Annotated in this window: 25 protein-coding genes, 2 tRNA genes and 2 pseudogenes; 16 read left to right on the forward strand and 13 right to left on the reverse strand. The window is 32.8% G+C overall.

The genetic code is table 11. The features are described from left to right. From OU788_RS08375 to OU788_RS08410, 8 genes are all read right to left on the reverse strand, one after another. On the reverse strand, window positions 1-369 hold a 369-nt coding region (locus tag OU788_RS08375), incomplete at its 3' end, for a hypothetical protein (RefSeq protein ID WP_274634758.1). 181 nt (window positions 370-550) lie between these two features. Next, window positions 551-1,519 (reverse strand): arsenosugar biosynthesis arsenite methyltransferase ArsM, encoded by a 969-nt coding sequence (gene arsM / locus OU788_RS08380; protein ID WP_274634759.1) that lies wholly within the window; start codon window positions 1,517-1,519, stop codon window positions 551-553. Between the two features lie 90 nt (window positions 1,520-1,609). Further along, window positions 1,610-2,428 (reverse strand): purine-nucleoside phosphorylase, encoded by an 819-nt coding sequence (locus tag OU788_RS08385; RefSeq protein WP_274634760.1) that lies wholly within the window; start codon window positions 2,426-2,428, stop codon window positions 1,610-1,612. 34 nt (window positions 2,429-2,462) lie between these two features. Next, window positions 2,463-3,080 (reverse strand): TIGR04282 family arsenosugar biosynthesis glycosyltransferase, encoded by a 618-nt coding sequence (locus OU788_RS08390; RefSeq protein ID WP_274634761.1) that lies wholly within the window; start codon window positions 3,078-3,080, stop codon window positions 2,463-2,465. Window positions 3,081-3,112: 32 nt separating this feature from the next. Then, on the reverse strand, window positions 3,113-4,165 hold the full coding sequence (arsS, locus tag OU788_RS08395) for an arsenosugar biosynthesis radical SAM (seleno)protein ArsS (RefSeq protein WP_274634762.1): 1,053 nt from the start codon (window positions 4,163-4,165) through the stop codon (window positions 3,113-3,115). Window positions 4,166-4,167: 2 nt separating this feature from the next. After that, complete coding sequence (locus tag OU788_RS08400; RefSeq protein WP_120185760.1) at window positions 4,168-4,503, reverse strand: arsenosugar biosynthesis-associated peroxidase-like protein; 336 nt, start codon at window positions 4,501-4,503, stop codon at window positions 4,168-4,170. 106 nt (window positions 4,504-4,609) lie between these two features. Further along, window positions 4,610-4,695, reverse strand: a tRNA-Leu gene (locus OU788_RS08405). Window positions 4,696-4,717: 22 nt separating this feature from the next. Then, window positions 4,718-4,789, reverse strand: a tRNA-Gly gene (locus OU788_RS08410). 172 nt (window positions 4,790-4,961) lie between these two features. Between OU788_RS08410 and cyoE the strand changes: the two genes are divergently transcribed. The 10 genes and pseudogenes from cyoE (at window position 4,962) to tsaB (ending at window position 12,315) form a co-directional block, all read left to right on the forward strand. Beyond that, window positions 4,962-5,864 (forward strand): heme o synthase, encoded by a 903-nt coding sequence (gene cyoE, locus OU788_RS08415; RefSeq protein WP_274634780.1) that lies wholly within the window; start codon window positions 4,962-4,964, stop codon window positions 5,862-5,864. Next, entirely contained in the window at window positions 5,864-6,448 is a 585-nt protein-coding gene (locus OU788_RS08420; RefSeq protein WP_274634763.1) for a cytochrome c oxidase subunit 3, read from the forward strand. The genes cyoE and OU788_RS08420 overlap by 1 nt, the downstream gene beginning before the upstream one ends. A 56-nt stretch (window positions 6,449-6,504) precedes the next feature. Then, entirely contained in the window at window positions 6,505-7,488 is a 984-nt protein-coding gene (locus OU788_RS08425) for a cytochrome c oxidase subunit 3 (protein ID WP_274634764.1), read from the forward strand. A gap of 19 nt (window positions 7,489-7,507) precedes the next feature. After that, entirely contained in the window at window positions 7,508-7,846 is a 339-nt protein-coding gene (locus OU788_RS08430; protein ID WP_274634765.1) for a cytochrome C oxidase subunit IV family protein, read from the forward strand. Window positions 7,847-7,909: 63 nt separating this feature from the next. Continuing rightward, a complete protein-coding gene (locus OU788_RS08435) occupies window positions 7,910-8,557 on the forward strand; it encodes a hypothetical protein (protein ID WP_274634766.1) in 648 nt (215 codons plus the stop codon). A 13-nt stretch (window positions 8,558-8,570) separates the two neighbouring features. Continuing rightward, window positions 8,571-9,218 (forward strand): SCO family protein, encoded by a 648-nt coding sequence (locus tag OU788_RS08440; RefSeq protein ID WP_274634767.1) that lies wholly within the window; start codon window positions 8,571-8,573, stop codon window positions 9,216-9,218. Between the two features lies 1 nt (window position 9,219). Continuing rightward, a complete protein-coding gene (locus OU788_RS08445; RefSeq protein ID WP_274634768.1) occupies window positions 9,220-9,744 on the forward strand; it encodes a DUF420 domain-containing protein in 525 nt (174 codons plus the stop codon). Beyond that, window positions 9,737-9,952 (forward strand): hypothetical protein, encoded by a 216-nt coding sequence (locus OU788_RS08450; protein ID WP_274634769.1) that lies wholly within the window; start codon window positions 9,737-9,739, stop codon window positions 9,950-9,952. The genes OU788_RS08445 and OU788_RS08450 overlap by 8 nt, the downstream gene beginning before the upstream one ends. A 189-nt stretch (window positions 9,953-10,141) precedes the next feature. Then, window positions 10,142-11,509, forward strand: a complete 1,368-nt coding sequence (locus OU788_RS08455) for a TolC family protein (RefSeq protein ID WP_274634770.1) — start codon at window positions 10,142-10,144, stop codon at window positions 11,507-11,509. 130 nt (window positions 11,510-11,639) lie between these two features. Beyond that, window positions 11,640-12,315 (forward strand): annotated as a pseudogene (tsaB, locus tag OU788_RS08460) (tRNA (adenosine(37)-N6)-threonylcarbamoyltransferase complex dimerization subunit type 1 TsaB). On the opposite strand, the gene OU788_RS08465 reads toward tsaB, so the two are convergent. From OU788_RS08465 to OU788_RS08475, 3 genes are all read right to left on the reverse strand, one after another. After that, window positions 12,312-13,118: a mechanosensitive ion channel family protein gene (locus tag OU788_RS08465; RefSeq protein ID WP_274634771.1), complete on the reverse strand. Its 807-nt coding sequence runs from the start codon at window positions 13,116-13,118 to the stop codon at window positions 12,312-12,314. The pseudogene tsaB and the gene OU788_RS08465 overlap by 4 nt on opposite strands. A gap of 59 nt (window positions 13,119-13,177) precedes the next feature. After that, a complete protein-coding gene (locus OU788_RS08470) occupies window positions 13,178-13,531 on the reverse strand; it encodes a DUF1304 domain-containing protein (RefSeq protein WP_274634772.1) in 354 nt (117 codons plus the stop codon). 77 nt (window positions 13,532-13,608) lie between these two features. Next, entirely contained in the window at window positions 13,609-13,809 is a 201-nt protein-coding gene (locus OU788_RS08475) for a dodecin family protein (RefSeq protein ID WP_274634773.1), read from the reverse strand. Between the two features lie 173 nt (window positions 13,810-13,982). On the opposite strand from OU788_RS08475, the gene OU788_RS08480 reads away from it, so the two are divergent. Further along, window positions 13,983-14,330, forward strand: coding sequence for a toxin-antitoxin system YwqK family antitoxin (locus tag OU788_RS08480; protein WP_274634774.1), 348 nt, complete (start codon window positions 13,983-13,985; stop codon window positions 14,328-14,330). Between the two features lie 49 nt (window positions 14,331-14,379). Here OU788_RS08480 and OU788_RS08485 read toward each other — a convergent pair whose 3' ends face one another. Next, the gene (locus tag OU788_RS08485) at window positions 14,380-15,018 is read right to left on the reverse strand and encodes a ribonuclease H family protein (RefSeq protein ID WP_274634775.1); all 639 of its coding nucleotides are present in this window, start codon (window positions 15,016-15,018) and stop codon (window positions 14,380-14,382) included. Next, window positions 15,011-15,555 (reverse strand): annotated as a pseudogene (gene purN, locus OU788_RS08490) (phosphoribosylglycinamide formyltransferase). The gene OU788_RS08485 and the pseudogene purN overlap by 8 nt, the downstream one beginning before the upstream one ends. A gap of 180 nt (window positions 15,556-15,735) precedes the next feature. Between purN and OU788_RS08495 the strand changes: the two are divergent. The 5 genes from OU788_RS08495 to pyk all read left to right on the forward strand — a co-directional run bounded on the left by OU788_RS08495 (window position 15,736) and on the right by pyk (window position 19,961). After that, entirely contained in the window at window positions 15,736-15,972 is a 237-nt protein-coding gene (locus tag OU788_RS08495; RefSeq protein WP_028891431.1) for an acyl carrier protein, read from the forward strand. 6 nt (window positions 15,973-15,978) lie between these two features. Further along, window positions 15,979-17,229, forward strand: a complete 1,251-nt coding sequence (fabF, locus tag OU788_RS08500; protein WP_274634776.1) for a beta-ketoacyl-ACP synthase II — start codon at window positions 15,979-15,981, stop codon at window positions 17,227-17,229. Window positions 17,230-17,235: 6 nt separating this feature from the next. Further along, window positions 17,236-17,973 carry a ribonuclease III gene (gene rnc, locus OU788_RS08505; protein WP_274634777.1) on the forward strand — a complete coding sequence of 246 codons (738 nt, stop codon included), beginning with the start codon at window positions 17,236-17,238 and terminating at the stop codon, window positions 17,971-17,973. A gap of 85 nt (window positions 17,974-18,058) precedes the next feature. Next, the gene (locus tag OU788_RS08510; protein WP_274634778.1) at window positions 18,059-18,529 is read left to right on the forward strand and encodes an IPExxxVDY family protein; all 471 of its coding nucleotides are present in this window, start codon (window positions 18,059-18,061) and stop codon (window positions 18,527-18,529) included. 4 nt (window positions 18,530-18,533) lie between these two features. Then, window positions 18,534-19,961, forward strand: coding sequence for a pyruvate kinase (gene pyk, locus OU788_RS08515; protein WP_274634779.1), 1,428 nt, complete (start codon window positions 18,534-18,536; stop codon window positions 19,959-19,961). Window positions 19,962-19,985 lie beyond the last annotated feature (24 nt).

The raw sequence follows: 19,985 nt of genomic DNA on the forward strand, positions 1-19,985 counted from the left end.
AACGTAGGTATTACTTGTTAGTTGTTTTTTTATATGCCTTTTAATTTGTTGTGAAGTAAAGTCTTTTTTGAGAACCCATTTAACATATTTGAAATTAGAATTTATGAAGATAACAGGTTCTTCAATTTTTTTTTCGAGACTTTGTTTTTTTATTGAGTGTATATCAATTACATTACCATTAGGCATTTTTATTTTGAAAACCCCAGTATTAAAGTTTTTATTAACTTGCTTTTCTCCTAATTTGTTTAATTCATCATTAGAAACCTCTTGGAGCTTCATTTCTTTTTTTATATCCTCAATGTCAAATTCAAAAGAAAACTCTTTTATGGAATTAATTATTTTTTGAATAGTTTGTTCGTAATTTATCATGTTTAGAACAGTTAAAATCTTTCAGAAAATGAGATGTAACAAGATGAAAACAAAAATTTATTTCAAAAAAAACTTTTGCCTACCAACGAAGTTAAACTTTTACAAGCTAGAAACCAAGATAAACTCTTCTAATAATAAAACCTCGCTTTTGCGAGGTTCATTACTAAAAAATAGTTTATTTCTAACAACACCCACCACCATCGTAATGATAGGTAGATTCTGAGAAAAACATATCGTCTCTTCCTAATGCTTTTAAATCCGAGGCTGTTTTATCACAAATCGCTAAGGGTTGGTTTTTTAATAAGGTGTGTCCTGCTCCGTCATCAAAATAATCTTCATCACCAAAGTAAATGGCAGCTTTACCTGTAAAGATACAAGGCCCGTCAGCAGGCATTGGATCTTTAATCGCTGCTACTTCAATCGACTCGATATAAATCAATTCATCCGTAGGATAATTTTTAGGATCTAAAATTCTATACGGTTTACGCGCTCTAATTTCAATGGTTCCAAAACCGGCATCCGTCAGCATTTTTACATATTCTGCAATCGGTAAACTTCCGCTTAAACATAAGGCACGTAAGCGTTCGTCGTTGCGTAAGGTTTCGTTCATTGGTTGCTCACAGGTAGGATCGCTCATTACCAGACGTCCGTGAGGTTTTAATACACGGTACATTTCAGCAATGGCTTTTTTCAGTTCTTCAGCTTTAAAAATATTGAATAAACAGTTTTGAGCAGCTACATCAATCGAATTATCTTCTACAGGTAAGTGTAAAGCATCACCTTTGCGTAAATCGACAAACTCACTTTTAAACCAATCGTTTTGCGCTTCGGCTTCCAAAAAATTCTTTTGAGAAGCTTCCAACATTTCATCTACCACATCAATTCCAATCACGCCGTTTTTCTGACGTGAGAAATACGCAAATTGTAATAATTCCATTCCGCCACCCACACCTACATATAATATTTTAGGATTGTTGGTTAAATCGCGTGCATGTACTGTGGAACCACATCCGTAGTTCATTTCTTGCATAATTTTTGGAATTTTTAATCCTGGTAGCTCCCAAATTGGGTTTGTTGTACAGCACAAACCAATATCAGGGGTTAAGGCTGCTTCTTTATATACATTTTTGGTGGTTTCTAAGTAACTCATCTTTTTAAGATTAAAGACCGCTTCGCTGTTAGATAAAAGAATAAAGACTTGTATTGTTTGTCTTGATTCTTGAGTCTAATAGTCTTGCTTCTATAAATTAGTAATTAATTCTTTAAAAAGTGTAATCATTTTAGGTTCAGCTTTTCCTGCAACTTCAATGATTTCGGTAATATCTACAGGTTGTAAATTTTTAGGATCGCACTCATCGGTTAATACCGAAACGGCTGCACACGGAATGTTGAGTTGTTTTGCTACGATAACTTCAGGAACAGTACTCATTCCAACCGCGTCTACTTCTAAAATTTGTAACATTCTGTATTCAGCTCTGGTTTCCAATTGTGGACCTACAACACTAGCGTATACACCTTCTTTCAGGTCTATGTCGTTAGCTTTAGCGATTGCTTTCATTTTTGTATTCAATTTTTTTGAATACGATTCTAGCATGTCGGCAAAAATATTTCCAAACTCATTAGCTCCTTTAAAGGCTAGGGGAGAACCTCCTTGTAAATTCAAGTGATCTTCCAATAGCATTAAGTCTCCTTTTTTGTAAGAAAGGTTGATAGCGCCTGCAGCATTAGAAACTAACAACGTTTGAATACCTAACGCATGCATGGTTCTGATACCATAGGTAACTTCCCATAAATTATATCCTTCATACATATGAAAACGCCCAGACATAACAACTACTTTTTTACCTGATAAAGTTCCGTAAATTAACTTTCCGGAGTGAAATTCTACCGTTGCTTGTGGAAAGTGGGGAATGTCTGCATAGGAAACTTCTTGCTCAATAGTTATTTCATTGATTAATTTTCCTAACCCTGTTCCTAAAACAATTCCTATTTCTGGGTTGGTAATTCCTTTATGTTGAAGAAACTCTTGTGTTTCTTGTAGTTGTTGTTTTTTTAGCATTTTGTATCGTGTTTGTCATTATGGGGAGTGACGGTTAGTTTAAAAATTGATTGAATATTGGGTTGTTTTTGATATCGTCAAAAACATCTACATCGTTTAAGGTTTCCAGCAAAAATACTGATTCGTTTTGTAAATCGTTTAAGGTATCTTTTCTAACAGTTGAGGTTCCCCAGTCTTTATGTTGAAAAATGTTTGCATGAAGTTTTTTCATACCTAATAAGTAATAACCTCCATCTTCTGCAGGTCCCATAACAACATCATTAGAATTTAATTTTTCATAAGCTACATTGATATGTTCAGAAGTTAACTCAGGTAAATCGCTACCAATAATTACAACTTTTTTATATCCAGTAGAAAAAGCTTGTTGAAAAGCATTGTGCATTCGTATACCTAAGTCGTTTCCATCTTGCAGGTGCTTTTGATATACTGAAGTATCCCAAATATCATTTTCACGAACTTTTACTGAGTAGTACACAGCTTTGTTGCAAGATAAATTTTGGGTGACTTGTTTTGTGTGTTCTAATAAGAATTTATAAATATCTAACGCAGCTTCATCTCCGATGGTTTTAGCTAAACGCGTTTTTACTTTACCTAACTCAGGATTTCTGGTGAAAATTAAAAGAAGATTTTTTGACTTTGGCAGTAAAGACATATTGTTTGTAAAGGTGTTTCGAAATTAATGTGTTATGCTACAGTTCCTTGGCAGCTGCTACCAGCCCCTGCGGTACATCCGTAACAATGTTGGTTGATAATGATATCTCTATTTTGTAACAATGCTTCGTTGTATTCAGAAATATGTTGTGACTTGCTTGCGACTTTTAAATTTAACATTTGATTAAAATCGCAATCGTATAAATACCCATCCCAACTTACAGATAAGGTATTAGTACACATTACATTTTCTACCGCCATAGGATTGTAGGCTTCTACTAACGAATACATATAATCTTCGTAGTTTTCAGAAGCAATTAAATAGTCTAAAAATCGGCTAATAGGTAAATTGGTAATTGCAAAAAGTGAATTGAAAACAATATCAAAATCTTCTTTTAAAGCTTTTTTAAAATCGTTTTCTAATGCCGCTTGATCTCCTGGTAAGAAGGCACCTGACGGATTGTATACCAAGTCTAATTGTAAACCAGTTCCTTCAATTCCATAACCCACAGCATTTAGCATTTTTAAAGCTTCTATTGATTTATCAAAAACACCGTCACCACGCTGCTTGTCGGTTTTTCCACGTGTCCAATGTGGCATAGAAGAGACCACATGTATATTATGTTTCTTGAAGAACTCAGGTAAGTCGTAATACTTCTTATTCGCTCTAATGATGGTTAGGTTAGAGCGAACAATAAAATCTTTGATTCCTGCTTTAGATGCTTCTTCTACAAACCATCGAAAATTAGGATTCATTTCAGGAGCTCCACCTGTTAAATCTAAGGTATGTGCTTCTGTTTTTCGAATAACCTCTAAACATTGTTCCATGGTTTCTATGGTCATAATTTCTTTTCGATCAGGACCTGCATCTACATGACAATGTGCACAAACTTGATTACACATGTATCCTAAATTAATTTGAAGAATTTCTAATTTTTTAGGACGTAAAGGAAACTGATTGGTTTCTTTGAGTTTTTTTGCAAACGTAGGTAATTCGCCATCAGCAAAAACCCCGTTTGATAAGATTTTAAGTTGGTGTTGCGTGTTTGCTAAGTCATTATTTCTTGCTAAAAGTGATTTCTTCATACTTACATTTCTAATTTGTTCACTTTGTTCATCATTTGAACTCCGTGTACTAAAGTAGCACCACTTTTAATAGCAGCTCCTACGTGAATGGCTTCCATCATTTCTTCTTTAGTGATTCCGCGTTGTAATCCGTCTTTTGTATACGCATCAATACAATAAGGGCATTGCTCGGTATGCGCAACAGCTAAAGCTATTAAGCTTTTTTCGCGTGCCGTTAAGGCGCCTTCTTCAAAGACTTTTCCGTAGTATTCGAAAAACTTGTTTCCTAATTCTTCACTCCACTCAGTAATTTTACCAAACTTTCGTAAGTCGGCAGGATCGTAATATGTTTTTGACATGTATTTTATTTTGGGGGTTAGACGAGACGTTTATTGATACTTTACAAGCAATATTATGAAAAGTATAGATACAAAAAAAGCCTTAACAAATTTGTTAAGGCTTTTGTACTGAAGGCGGGACTTGAACCCGCACGAGCATTACGGCTCATTGGATTTTAAGTCCAACGTGTCTACCAATTCCACCACTTCAGCATACTCTTTTAAAAAAGGCTTGAGCGAAAGACGGGATTTGAACCCGCGACCCTCACCTTGGCAAGGTGATGCTCTACCCCTGAGCTACTTTCGCGTAGTCATTTATTATTTTAATGAACGTGCATTACTGCGAATGCGGGTGCAAATATAAAACCTTTTTTTTAATTACAAAGCACTTTTTAATTTTTTTCAATTTTAATTCCAATAAAAATTTATGGTGGTTCAATAAGAATGGAATATCTTTGCAAAAATTTTTAAAATTAGAAGTGAATTCTGTTTCATCTGTACATACTAAACCCTCTGTAAAATCAATAGTTAAAGATTTTAAACAATTAACTAAAGTTGGATTATCTATAAGTGTAGTTTTTACATCGGTTACAGGATATTTATTAGGAGCAGAAACGATTGATTATACTACTATAATATTATTAGCTTTAGGGGGCTACTTAATGGTAGGGGCATCTAATGCTTTTAACCAGGTGATAGAAAAGGATATTGATGCAGTAATGCAACGCACAAAAAATCGTCCGTTACCTTCTGGAAGAATGTCTACGACCGTAGCATTAACTATAGCAACTCTTTTTACGATAGCGGGTATTGCAATTTTATATATTATAGATCCGAAATGTGCTTTGTTTGGGGCGATTTCTATTTTTTTATATACAAGTGCTTACACTCCATTAAAAGCAGTAACGCCTTTGGCAGTTTTTGTAGGGGCAATTCCTGGAGCGATTCCTTTTATGTTAGGGTGGGTAGCAGCTACAGGTAAATTTGGTATTGAAGCTGGATTTTTATTTATGATTCAGTTTTTTTGGCAGTTTCCTCATTTTTGGGCTATTGGTTGGTTACAGTTTGAAGAATATAACAAGGCAGGTTTGCACATGTTGCCAATGGATAAAAAGGACAAAGGTGCTGTGGTGCAAATTATTTTTTATACCTGCATAATGATTTTAATGTCAATTGCACCTGTGTTAAAAGTAACAGGAGATTTATATATATATCCGTTAACAGCAGTAATTATTCTATTATTAGGATTGTTAATGTTGTATTATGCAATACAATTATATAAAACAGAAAAAAACACTGATGCACGTAAATTGATGTTGGCAAGTGTTTTTTATATTACAATAGTGCCCATTATATATGTGGTAGATAAATTTTTACACTAATGAGTGAACAATCGTTACAAGAAGAATTAAAAGTAGCTAAACGTAAATCGGCTAAACCAATGCTATGGATTTCCATGGTAAGTATGGTAATGTTTTTTGCAGGATTAACAAGTGCTTACGTAGTAAGTATGAATCGTGAAGATTGGGTTACCTTCGATTTACCTCAGGCATTTTACATTAGTACCGTGTTAATTATACTAAGTAGTATTACGTTGTTTTTCTCTCAAAACTTATTGAAGAAAGACAATATTAAAGGTTCTTTCATCTTATTATTAGTTACATTGGTATTAGGTTTAGGCTTTGTGTGGTATCAATGGGTAGGATTTAATGAATTAAAAAATACAGGATTATATTTTACTGGACCTGAAAGTACAGTATCAACATCGTTTATAATAGGAATAACATTTATGCACGTTTTACACTTATTAGCAGGGGTGATCGTGTTATTAGTTGTTATTTATAATCATTTTAAAAAGAAGTATACATCAAGCAATATGCTTGGATTTGAACTAGGTGCAATCTTTTGGCATTTTGTAGATGTATTGTGGATTTACCTATTTTTCTTTTTCTATTTTATTAGATGATGAAAAATGCGTAATTTTGGCGCACTGATTAAACAAAAATTAACAAAAAGAGATTTATGGGAGCAAATATTGCTGTAAATTCTGACAACAAAGAGACCTGGGGCGGAGGTGGTGTAAAACCATTTGGCGCTAGTTATGGAAAAATGATGATGTGGTTTTTCATCGTATCTGATGCATTAACTTTTTCGGGCTTTTTAGCAGCGTATGGTTTAACACGTTTTAAGTTTATTGACTCTTGGCCTATTGCTGATGAGGTATTTACACACTTTCCTGGTTTACACGGTGTTCATGCGCCGATGTATTACGTAGCATTAATGACGTTTATTTTAATTGTATCATCGGTAACAATGGTGTTAGCAGTAGATGCAGGTCATAAAATGCAAAAGAAAAAAGTAGCTTGGTACATGTTTGCTACCATCGTTTTTGGTATTATTTTCGTAGGTTCTCAGGCTTGGGAATGGAAAAACTTTATTAACGGTTCTTACGGAGCTGTTAAAACTGCCGATAACCATATTTTACAATTTGTAAAAGACGGACATCAAATAGCATTGGCTGATTTTGTTCATAATGATAGAAAAGACGGAAGAGTTCAACACCAAAGAGAAAATGGATTGTGGTTTGTAGACGAAGCAACAATTTCTCAATATTCAGTAGCTCAAGTTCAAGAAGCTTTTAAAGCAGATCCTTCTTTATTAATTAGAATCGAAAGAATTAATCCTGAAACGAAACAAAAAATTGTTTTATCAAGAGAAGAAAGTATCGCTAAGTTAGCTACAGCAACAAAAGTTGTTGAAGGAGCAAACTTAATAGAGAACGAATACGGTAACCCTATTTTTGCTGATTTCTTCTTCTTTATTACTGGTTTCCACGGATTCCACGTATTTTCAGGAATTATCTTAAATATCATTATCTTCTTTAACGTTGTATTAGGTACGTACGAGCGTAGAAGAAGTTACGAAATGGTTGAAAAAGTAGGTTTATATTGGCACTTTGTAGATTTAGTTTGGGTATTCGTATTTACCTTCTTCTACTTAGTATAATCAAAAAACAATAGTAAAAATGGGTCACGCACACGAATCAAATACAAAAAGAATTTGGATTGTTTTAGCAATCTTAACCATAGTAACAACAGTAGAAGTAGTTTTAGGTATTATTAAACCTGCTGCTTTACACTTACACGGTTGGGGTACTAGTTGGTTAAACTGGATATTTATCATCTTAACAATAGTAAAAGCATATTATATTGCTTGGGCATTTATGCACTTAGAAGGAGAAAAACCATGGTTAAGAAGAGCCATTGTTTGGACAGGTGTTTTCTTAATATGTTATTTAGTAACACTAGTGTTAATAGAAGGTGATTACTTATACGATACATTAGCACCATTAGTAAAGTGGTAATCAAAATAAAATGAGAAAAGAGGTGGTGTTAACCGCCTCTTTTTGTATATAAGATTTAGTAAAATGGATAAAACAAGAAAATACATTGTACTGTTAGCGCTTTTTATAGTGCCGCTATTGTTTTATATTTTTTTGTCACTAGGAATCAATAATTTCGCAAAATTACCGGTGCTTACAGAAAATGTAATTGATATATCATCAGTAAGTAAACAACATCAATTTGATAAAAAAATATCAATTGTTACTTTTTTAGGAAAGAATGTAGAGGAAGTAAAAGGGGAATTATTCAATCTTAACGAAAAAATATACAAACCATTTTACGGATTTAAAGACTTTCAACTAATTGTAATAGCTTCTCCTGAAGTTAAAGACGATGTTGAAAAACTTGAAAAAGAAATTGGCGCTTATACCAATATGATTAGCTGGAAGTTTGTTTATGCGTCTGATACCGAAATTGAAGTATTGTATGATAGCTTTAAAACAAACCAATCATTAGATAATAAACTGCACTCATCTAAAGCTTTTATTATTGATAAGGAAGGAAATTTAAGAGGAAGAGATGATGATGAAGATAGCGCTGATGGAAAGTTGTTTGGGTACAATATGACTTCGGTAGCAGAGTTGAATAATAAAATGAAAGACGATGTTAAGGTTGTATTGGCAGAATATCGTTTAGCATTAAAAAAGAACAACGCAGACAGACAGATTTAATTAGACTTGAGTCATGAAAAAACAGAATTATTCTTACGTAGGTATTTCATTAATCGTTTTACTTTTCGGAATTTATGCTATTCCTAAAATTATAGCACACTTTCAAACAGCTAACTTGCACAAGTTTAACAAGGTGCCAGATTTTGAGTTTATCAATCAAGATGAGAAAGTAATTACTAATAAAGATTATGAAGGGAAAGTATATGTAGTTGAATTTTTCTTTGCTACATGCCCAACAATATGTCCATTGATGAATCAAAAAATGGTAGAAATTCAAAACGAATTTATGGGGAATCCTAATTTCGGAATCGCTTCGTTTTCAATTACTCCAGATATAGATACTCCACACCAATTAAAAGAATATGCTAAGAACAATGGTATAAACCATAAAAACTGGCATATGTTAACCGGAAAAGGAGACGATGTAGTCTATGAGTTATCTAACGAAGGGTTTAAGTTGTATGCAGGTAAAGGAGAAGTTAGTCATGGCGGATTCGAACATTCAGGATTATTTGCTTTAGTAGATAAAGATGGATATATAAGATCACGATACGATGAAAACGGAAATCCGATAATGTATTACAGAGCATTAGACGAGCATGGTTTTGGTGATCAAATAACAGAGTTGAAAGAAGATATTAAGTTATTATTAAAAGAATAACATGAGTACTACAGAAGAAAAAAAATATAAGAGGTTTATTACAATAGTTTCTATTGTGGTTCCTATTGCAGTAGCAGCGTTGTTTGGTATTAAAATACCGAATGTAGAACCGTTGTCGTTTTTGCCTCCTATTTATGCCAGTATTAACGGATTTACAGCAGTATTATTAGTTGCTTCTGTTGTGGCTATTAAAAACGGTAAAAGAAAATTACACGAGCAGTTAAATACAACAGCAATAATTTGTTCTGCGTTATTTTTAGTAATGTATGTGGCTTACCACATGACCTCTAATTCAACACCATTTGGAGGAGAAGGAACAATAAGGTATGTGTATTTTTTCATTTTAATAACACATATTTTATTATCTATTATAATTATTCCGTTAGTATTAATAACTTTTATGAGAGCGCGTTTAGGAAATTTTCCAGAACATAAAAAAATAGCAAAAATTACATTTCCATTATGGTTGTATGTGGCGGTAACAGGAGTTGTAGTGTATTTAATGATATCACCTTATTATGTATAAAAAACTTGTAGTATTAGCATTATTTTTGTTCTTTACATTAAACTCATCAGCACAGTGTGCCATGTGTAAAGCAGTTATTGAAGGAGATAATCCTTCGGTTGCCGAAGGAGTGAATAACGGAATTACTTACTTAATGGTTTTTCCATATATTTTAGTGGGAACACTTTTTTATTTTATTTACCGTCATAAAAAGAAAGGTAAAGAGTAATTTAATTTAGCAAAGTTTTTTGTAACAAATTATATTTTTAATCGTCATATAGAGGCAGTTAAAAATAGTTAACTGTTTTTTATTGTTGATTTTAAACTGTTTAAAGGTTTACTTTTTAATAATAAAATGATATATTTCTGTTTTTGAAATATCAACTAGCTAATAATTTAAACAAAAAATATTTGTCTTTTGAAAACTAAAATTGCACTATTCACAGCTATATTTACCTCATTAGCTGTTTTTTCTCAAAAACAATGGACCTTAAAAGAGTGTGTAGATTACGCTCTTAAAAACAACATAACGATTAAACAAAATCGGTTAAATGTAAATTTAGCAGAAAAGGATGTTGAGATTGCTAAAGGAAATTTCTTACCTGATTTAGGCTTTAGTAATTCCCATAGAGGATCTTTTGGATTGTCTTCAGGGGTTAGCGGAGTTAACACCAGTCAAGATAGGTATTCAACAAATTTCACTTTAGGAACTCAAGGAACTATTTTCAATGGTTTTAGAAACTTAAACACTAAAAAACAAGCTTTACTTAATGTTAAAGGGAGTGAGTTAGACTTAGCGAAAATAGAAAATGACATTTCTTTAAATGTAGTAAATGAATACTTAAATGTATTGTTTGCAAAAGAGAACCTTGCCGTGGCAAAAGTTCAAGCCGAAATAAGTAAAAAACAAATTGAAAGAGCAAAAGCTCAATATGAAGGAGGAGCAATACCTAAAGGAGATTTATTAAATGTAGAGTCTACAGCAGCTAATGATGTTCAAAATGTAGTTTTACAAGAAAACGCATTAAGTATTGCCTTACTTAGATTAAGTCAGTTGTTACAGATTTCTTCAGAAGATTTTGCCGTTGCAGATATTGAAGTAGGGTCACCATCAGCAGCTTTATTGTATGACAATTCTAGTGTCGTATACGAAAAAGCATTAACACAATGGCCAGATATAGAAAGGGCTGAGTTAAACCTTGAAAATGCAGATTTAGGAATAGAATTAGCTAAAGGAGCTTATTTACCAACATTAACCTATTCAGCAAATGCAGGTACTTCTTATTTTACAGTATTTGGAGAGCCTGATAGAAGAGTTATTGGAGTTGATCCAGTGACACAATTACCTATATATGAGTCTTATGGTTTTTTTAAGCAATTAGATAATAATTTAAGTTACGGAGTAGGGGTTTCGTTAAATGTTCCAATATTTAATCGTTTTCAAACAAAAAACAGAGTAGCTAAATCTACTATTGATAAAGAGGTTTCAGAACTAGCTCTTGAAAATCAAAAATTGCAGTTGCAACAAGAAATTGAAAGTGCTTTTTTAGATGCTAAAGCAGCAGCAAAAACTTTTGAAGCGGCGGAAATATCATTAGAAGCCCAAAAAGAAGCGTTTAAAAACGCACAGGTAAGTTATGATTACGGGTCAATGACTCAATTCGATTTCGATCAAGTTCGTAATCGTTTAGTAAATGCTGAAGGAGCAATGATTAGAGCAAAATATGATTATGTGTTTAAAACGAAAGTATTAAAATTCTACTATGGTGAATCTATCGTAGACTGATAAGAAAGAGATATTTATTGTTGGAAGAACCTCGTTAGATTTATGCTAACGGGGTTTTTCTTTGTATGACATACAATGATTTTTTATTCAACTTTATATAAAATGTATCTTTGCCAAAAATAATTTCAGTTTGGCAACAATCTTAAACATAGAAACAGCAACTAAAAATTGCTCGGTTAGTATAGCAAAAGATGGAGTAACCCTTGTTTTACAAGAGTTGAATGATGGTAATTATTCTCATGCTGAAAAACTACATCCATTTATTCAACAAGTGTTAGAGGAAGCTAAAATATCTTTCAATGATATTGATGCTGTAGCTGTAAGTAAAGGACCAGGTTCTTATACAGGTTTGCGTATCGGAGTTTCTGCTGCTAAAGGATTATGTTTTGCCTTTGATAAACCTTTAATTTCTATAGAAACATTACACTCTTTAGCTCACAAAGCTACTGTAGATAATGGGGTAATTGTACCAATGTTAGATGCACGTCGTATGGAAGTTTATGCGGCTGTTTACGATAGTAATTATAAGCAGTTAAGAGACATTAAAGCTGAAGTTATTGATGAAAACTCTTTTCAAGAATATTTGCCAGAAGGAAAAGTATATTTTTTAGGAGATGGGGCAGAGAAGTGTAAAGAAGTTATAACACATGAAAATGCTGTTTTTATTGACAGTAAACATCCTTCAGCAAAAGAAATGGCACAATTAAGTTACGATAAGTACAAAAAAAACGACATCGAAGATGCTCGCTTATTTTGAACCTTTTTATTTGAAAGATTTTGTGGTAACGCCCGAAAAAAAGCGTTAATTCTCTTTGTGAATTTCTACAGAGTGTGGATATGGAATTTCGATTCCAGCTTTGTCTAAGGCTATTTTAGTATTTTCGGTTACATCAAAGTAAACACCCCAGTAATCTTCTGTTTTACACCAAGGTCTTACAGCAAAATTTACTGAGCTATCTGCTAACTCTAATACATTAACCGTAGGAGCTGGTTCTTTTAATACTTTTGGGTGTGAAGTAAGAACATTCATCAACACTTCTTTAGTTTGTTTAATATCTGCGTCATAAGAAACTCCAAAAACTAAATCAACTCTACGAGTTCCTTCCGAAGAAAAATTAATAATATTTCCGTTTGATAAAGAACCGTTAGGAATAATTATTTCTCTGTTTGATAAACCAGTAAGTTTAGTAGTAAAAATTTCTATTTCTTTTACAACACCAGTTTCACCTTGAGCTTGTATTAAGTCGCCAACCTTAAATGGTTTAAAAAGCATAATTAAAACCCCACCAGCAAAATTACCTAAAGAACCTTGTAGCGCTAAACCAACAGCTAAACCAGCAGAAGCTAATATTGCTGCAAATGAAGTCGTTTCTACCCCAAGTTTTGCAATTACAGTAATTATTAAAAGGATTTTTAATGTCCAGTTTAATAAGTTGATTAAGAATTTTTGAAGTGTGATGTCAACTTCTCTTTTAATCATTACTTTTTTGGTGGTTCTAAGTAGTAGGCTAATAATATAAGAACCGACAATGTAAATAATAATAGCCATAATCGCTTTTGGAGCGTAGGTGACTATTAACTCTTGAAATTTTTCTAAATACTTTTCCATTAGTTATGGTAAATTTTAGTGATTAATAATTGATTTTATTAGTAGTGGTTGGTTTTTATCTATAGAATTAAACTAGCTAACGCTAATAAACCTGGGATAGACTGAATGGCAAAAATACGAGGTTTTTTTGTAGAAAAAGAACCATAAAGACCTGCAATAAATACACAGATTAGAAAAAATATAGCAACATCGTTTTTTTGTGAAATCATAGACCAGATTAAACCAGCTGCTAAAAAGCCATTATACAATCCTTGGTTGGCTGCTAATACCTTAGTTTCTTCAGCAAATTGTTTAGATTTTAAACCGAAAGTTTTTATGCCTTTAGGATGCGTCCATAAAAACATTTCTAGTATTACGATGTAAATATGAATCAAAGAAACAAAAGCTATTAAAGTGTATTGTAAACCATTCATAAATATTAGAAAATTAAACAAGCGGTTTCGAAAATAATTAATCAAAACCGCAATTGATAGTTAGTACATGTTTTCGGTTATTTTACTTCAAAAGTAACCTTAAGATTTACTCTAAACTCTGTGACTTCGTCATTATTTACAACCACACTTTGTGATTGCACAAAGGCAGACTTAATCCCTTTTACCGATTTTGAAGCTTGTTTAATCGCTTTTTTTGTAGCATCTTCCCAACTCTTTTCAGAGTTTGCTAAGATTTCAATAACTTTCATTACAGCCATAATTTCTCGTTTTTTTATAATTGTTATGTAAATATAAGGGTTTTGATCTTTTATTTTCCTTAAAATCAATCAATTATATTTTTAATGTTAAGTTAATGTTACGTAAATGTTTCAAATATGTAAAATTTTTGTATATTTGTGTTATCAGGTATTAACTTTAAAAGATTTAGATTATGAAAAAATTAGTATTAGCAGTATGCATGTTGTCGGTAGGGTTGTTACAAGCTCAAGAAGTAGAGCCAAAATATGAAGTAACAGGAGAGTTAGTGAAAGTCACGTATTATTACGAAAATGGTGCTATTAAAGAACAAGGTTTTTTCAAAGATAAAAAGTTAGAAGGTACTTGGACGTCTTTTGATACAAAAGGTAACAAAGTGGCTATTGGTCATTATGAAGCTGGTAAAAAAGTAGGAAAATGGTTTATGTGGAAAGAAGACGGTTTAAAAGAAATCGACTTTAAAGACAATACTATTGCTAGTGTTCAAACTTGGAAAGAAGAAACCAAAATGGCAGTTAAGTAAGGTTGTTACTTGAATAAAAAATAAAAAACCGAGCAATTTGCTCGGTTTTTTATTTTCTTCCAAAATCGGCAGGAATTTCGCCCCATGCCTTGGTTTCCCATTTTAACAATGGATTTTTATAAGAATTTTCTTGTAGCCATTTTTCGGCACGTTTTATTAAATCTAATATCTCTTTGTTAGAGCTGTCAAAAACAATATTTGTTCTGCATTGTTTCTTTTTAACCCAACTCATGGCAATTTTTGAATCGGAATAAATAGGATAAGTATCCATTTTTTTACTTTTTAGTAAAGCAATTCCGTGAACTAAAGCTAAAAATTCACCAATATTATTCGTGCCATTTTTAAAAGGTCCCATTCTAAAAATTTCTTTTTTACTGTGGGTAAGTACACCTCGGTATTCCATTATTCCAGGATTACCAGCACAAGCAGCATCAACCGAGATGCTTTCTAGAATAGGAGTTCCATATTTAGCTTTCTCTGTAGCTGATAAAGTAGGCTTTTTAGTGTCTTTTCCTTTGTATTCGTTATAACTTTTACTCAACGCAAGTTCTGCCTCTTTTTTATCGGCAAAAGCCTTGTATTGAGCTCCTGTGAAACCATCAATTTGTTTTTTACAAGCATCCCAAGATGAAAAAACACCCGTTTTTTTTCCTTTCCAAACAACGTAGTATTTTTTCTTTTTACTCATTTTGTAAAATTACCTCTTCAATCACCTTCGGAAAATGCTCATATTCTAACTCGTGAACTTTTTGAGCAATCGTTTTGTCTTAGCTTGGAAAATAATAGCACCTTCATCATAATTTTCATTCACATAATGGATGGTAATACCTGTTTCAGGTTCATTATTTTCTTTTACAGCCTTATGAACATGCATTCCATACATGCCTTTCCCACCATACTTTGGTAATAATGCAGGATGAATATTGATGATTTTATTAGGGAAAGCTTCAACAATTTTAGCAGGAATACGCCATAAAAAGCCTGCTAACACGATAAAATCGGCTTCTACATGCAAGAAATTTAAAACAGTGTCATCTTTTGTAAAACTTTCTCTATCAAAGAGCGATGCGTCTATTCCAAGTCTTTCGCAACGGTCAAAAACTTTGGCATGTTCATTGTTAGAGAGCACGTGAGTAACAATTGCAGTTTGAGTTGAATTGAAGTGTTTTATGATGTTTTCGGCGTTAGAACCCGATCCTGAAGCAAAAATTACGATGCGTTTCATGTTAAAAATCAGTTGTTTTGTTACTACAAAAAAAAGAATAATTATTAACAATGGTGGTATTTGTAGCAAAATATTCAGGTATTTTTTTTAATTTAGACATCACATTTTTGTGCAAAAGTTAGAATTAATAACTAAGATTTGTATTTTTGCCACGATTTTAAATTTTAAAACAAACAAATTATGTCAGACATTGCATCAAGAGTAAAAGCAATTATCGTAGACAAATTAGGAGTAGACGATAACGAAGTAACTAACGAAGCAAGCTTCACAAACGATTTAGGAGCAGATTCTTTAGATACAGTTGAGTTAATCATGGAATTCGAAAAAGAATTTGACATCCAAATTCCAGATGATCAAGCAGAAAACATTGGTACTGTAGGTCAAGCGATTAGCTATATTGAAGACGCAAAAAAATAAGATTATATGCAATTAAAACGAGTTGTAGTAACTGGACTTGGCGCATTAACGCCAATAGGAAACAATAAAGAAGAGTATTGGAATAGCTTAGTTAACGGAGTTAGCGGAGCAGCACCTATAACGTATTTTGATGCTGCCAAGTTCAAAACTCGTTTCGCATGTGAACTTAAAAACTTCGACGCGACTGAATTCATTAACAGAAAAGAAGCGCGTAAAATGGATAGGTTTACTCAATATGCAATGGTTGCCTCTGATGAAGCAATTGCTGATGCGAAGTTAAACTTAGACGAAGTAAACAAATTAAGAGTTGGTGTTATTTGGGGCGCTGGTATCGGAGGTTTAGAAACATTTCAAAACGAAGTGTTAAGCTATGCTGAAGGTGACGGCTCACCTCGATTTAACCCATTCTTTATTCCAAAGATGATTGCAGATATTGCTCCAGGAAATATTTCTATTAAAAATGGATTTATGGGGCCTAACTATACTACGGTATCTGCTTGTGCATCATCTGCAAATGCAATGATTGATGCATTAAATTACATTAGACTTGGTCATTGTGATGTAGTTGTAACAGGTGGTAGTGAAGCTGCAGTTACAATTGCTGGTATGGGAGGTTTTAATGCTATGCACGCTTTATCTACTAGAAATGAGAGTCCAGAAACAGCTTCAAGACCATTTGATGCTGAGCGTGACGGGTTTGTATTAGGTGAAGGAGCGGGAGCTATTATCTTAGAGGAATACGAACATGCCAAAGCTCGTGGAGCTAAAATTTATGCTGAAGTTATAGGTGGAGGGTTATCTTCGGATGCTTACCACATGACGGCACCACATCCTGATGGAATAGGTGTTATTGCTGTAATGAAGAACTGTCTTGAAAATGCTGGAATAAAACCAGAAGACGTAGATCATATCAACACTCACGGTACTTCTACCCCTTTAGGAGATGTTGCAGAGTTAAAAGCAATCTCTGAAGTTTTTGGAGATCATGCTAAAAACATTAATATCAACTCAACAAAGTCTATGACAGGACATTTGTTAGGTGCTGCTGGTGCAGTTGAAGCTATTGCTTCATTATTAGCCATGGAGCACGGTATTGTTCCCCCAACAATTAATCACACTAACGTTGATGAAAACATCAACCCAGAGTTAAATTTAACGTTAAACAAAGCTCAAAAAAGAGAGATTAAAGTTGCAATGAGCAATACATTTGGTTTTGGTGGTCATAATGCCTGTATAGCCTTTAGAAAACTAGATTAATCTTTTATGAATTTTCTTCGTAGAATTGTCAAACCCCAAAATAAGGAGGACGAAAACTTCTACTACGAATTAAAAGAGTTACTTAATTTTAAACCAATTAAGTTATCGCTTTATAAAAAAGCGTTTACGCACAGATCTCTAAAGTTAGTTGACAGTAAAGGAAACCCAGTTAACTATGAACGTTTAGAGTTTTTGGGAGATGCTATTTTAGGAACGGTAATCGCTTCTTACCTATTTAAAAAAGTGCCCGATGGAGACGAAGGGTACTTAACACAAATGCGCTCTAAAATTGTTAGTAGAGAGCACTTGAATGATTTAGGTAAAGATTTGGACTTAATTAAATTTGTAAAAAGTAATATTTCCAAAGAACATGTTAGTAACAATATTCATGGAAATATTTTTGAAGCCCTCATCGGAGCTATTTATTTAGATAGAGGGTTCAATTATTGTCATCAGTTTATTTACGAACAAGTTATAATGCCTTATGTAGATATTGAAAGACTTGAAGGTAAAATATCAAGCTACAAAGGTTTTGTTATCGAATGGTGTCAAAAGCAGAAGAAAAAATACAAGTTTGAGTCTTATGAAGATTCTGGTAATCAGAATAAGAAGCATTTTAGCGTACGTGTAAGTATAGATGGTAATATTATCGCAAAAGGTAGGGCGACCTCTAAGAAAAAAGCAGAAGAAATAGCTGCTAAAAGAGTGTACTACGCTATGCAAAGCCAAATGTTAAATACTTAACACTCACTTAAAAAACGTTTTCGAAAAATTTACACATTGTTTTAGATACATTCATTAATTTAGCAAAAAGCAAATAGTTGTTTTTATGCCAATTTATGAGGTAAATATTAATGATTTTTCTAACGATGATTACACGTTAATAGGCGTCCATACTACTTTGAATGACTATAGGTTAGCGTATTTGTTAAATAAACATTTACAAGTTAACTTTCGTAGAGCAAATTACGATTTAGATTTTTTTCAAAAGAATATAGAATCTTCATATGTTGTATACGAGTATACAAACACAAAATTAGATCAAGATTGGTTTTTAATATCCAACGTATTTAAATACACTCTTGAAGCAGAATCAATAAGTCTTTTTGGTCAAAGTGATTCAACTAGTTATTTGATTCCAGAAAAGAAAAAAGTTGATTTTTTTTTAAAGATAGAAGGAGAATTTGATTACGATTTTATAGTAAAACTAATAGAAAATATTAATCAAATTCCACAAATAATAACCTCTTATGAAATAGAGGTAAACTCATTAAAGTCGAAAGACTTTTTAATTTTTTAATAATATGCCACATAACAAGAAAACAAAAATTGTAGCAACATTAGGTCCAGCAACCAGTACTAAAGAAGTTTTAGCAGATATGGCTGCTGCAGGTGTTAATGTTTTTAGAATTAATTTTTCACACGCTGATTATGATGTAGTAAAAGAGCGTATTTGTCAAATACGTGAAATTAATGAAGAAAGAGGGTATAATGTAGCAATTTTAGCCGATTTACAGGGTCCTAAGCTAAGAGTAGGGGTAATGGAGGAAGGAGTAGAGTTAAAGGCTGGAGACACCTTTATTTTTACTACAGAGAAATGTGAAGGAACTCAAGAAAAGGCTTTCATGACCTATCAACATTTTCCTAAAGATGTAAAAGTCGGAGAAAAGATCTTAGTTGATGATGGGAAGCTGTTATTTGAAGTAGTTGCAACAGACAAAGAGAAAGAAGTTGTAACTAAAGTTATAGTAGGAGGTCCTTTAAAATCAAAAAAAGGAGTAAACTTACCGAATACCAAAATATCATTACCTGCTTTAACTGAAAAAGATAAAAAAGATGTTGTTTTTGCATTAGAACAAGAGGTAGATTGGATTGCACTTTCTTTTGTGAGAACACCAGAAGATTTACGTATTCTTCGCGATTTAATTAAGCAGAAATCACGTTATAGAGTTCCTGTAATTGCTAAGATTGAAAAACCAGAAGCGGTTGAAAATATTGATGCTTTAATCCCTTATTGTGACGGATTAATGGTAGCTCGTGGTGATTTAGGGGTTGAAGTGCCAATGCAAGATGTACCTTTAATACAAAAAATGTTGGTTCGTAGAGCTAAACAAGCGAGAATTCCTGTAATTATTGCAACGCAAATGATGGAGACCATGATTGAAAATTCGGTACCAACTAGAGCAGAAGTAAATGATGTGGCCAATTCTATTATGGATGGGGCTGACGCAGTTATGCTATCAGGTGAAACATCGGTTGGTAAACATCCAGTAAGAGTTATTCAAAAAATGACTGAAATTATTGGTAGTGTAGAGTTTTCAGATTTGATTGAAGTTCCGCAAGAACCGCCACATATTCGCACAAAAAGATTCATTACAAAATCGGTTTGCCACCATGCAGCACTAATGGCAGATGATATTAATGCAGCTGCAATCTCTACTTTAACGAATAGTGGATATACCGCTTTCCAAATTTCAGCTTGGAGACCAAAATCACATGTATTGGCATTTTCTTCTGAAAAAAGAATTTTAGGGAAATTGAATTTGTTGTGGGGAGTTAGAGCTTATTTTTATGATAGAGAATTAAGTACTGATGACACAATTGAAGATATTAATGAAATAGCAAAGGAGAAAGGTTTTGTAAAATCAGGAGATTTTATAATAAATCTATCATCAATGCCTGTTGAAGCCAAAGGAATGGTAAATACCTTACGTGTTTCACATATTGACTAAATAAAGACAATAAAACAAAAAAGC

Source organism: Tenacibaculum sp. L6, from assembly GCF_028823685.1.
Taxonomy (GTDB): Bacteria; Bacteroidota; Bacteroidia; order Flavobacteriales; family Flavobacteriaceae; genus Polaribacter.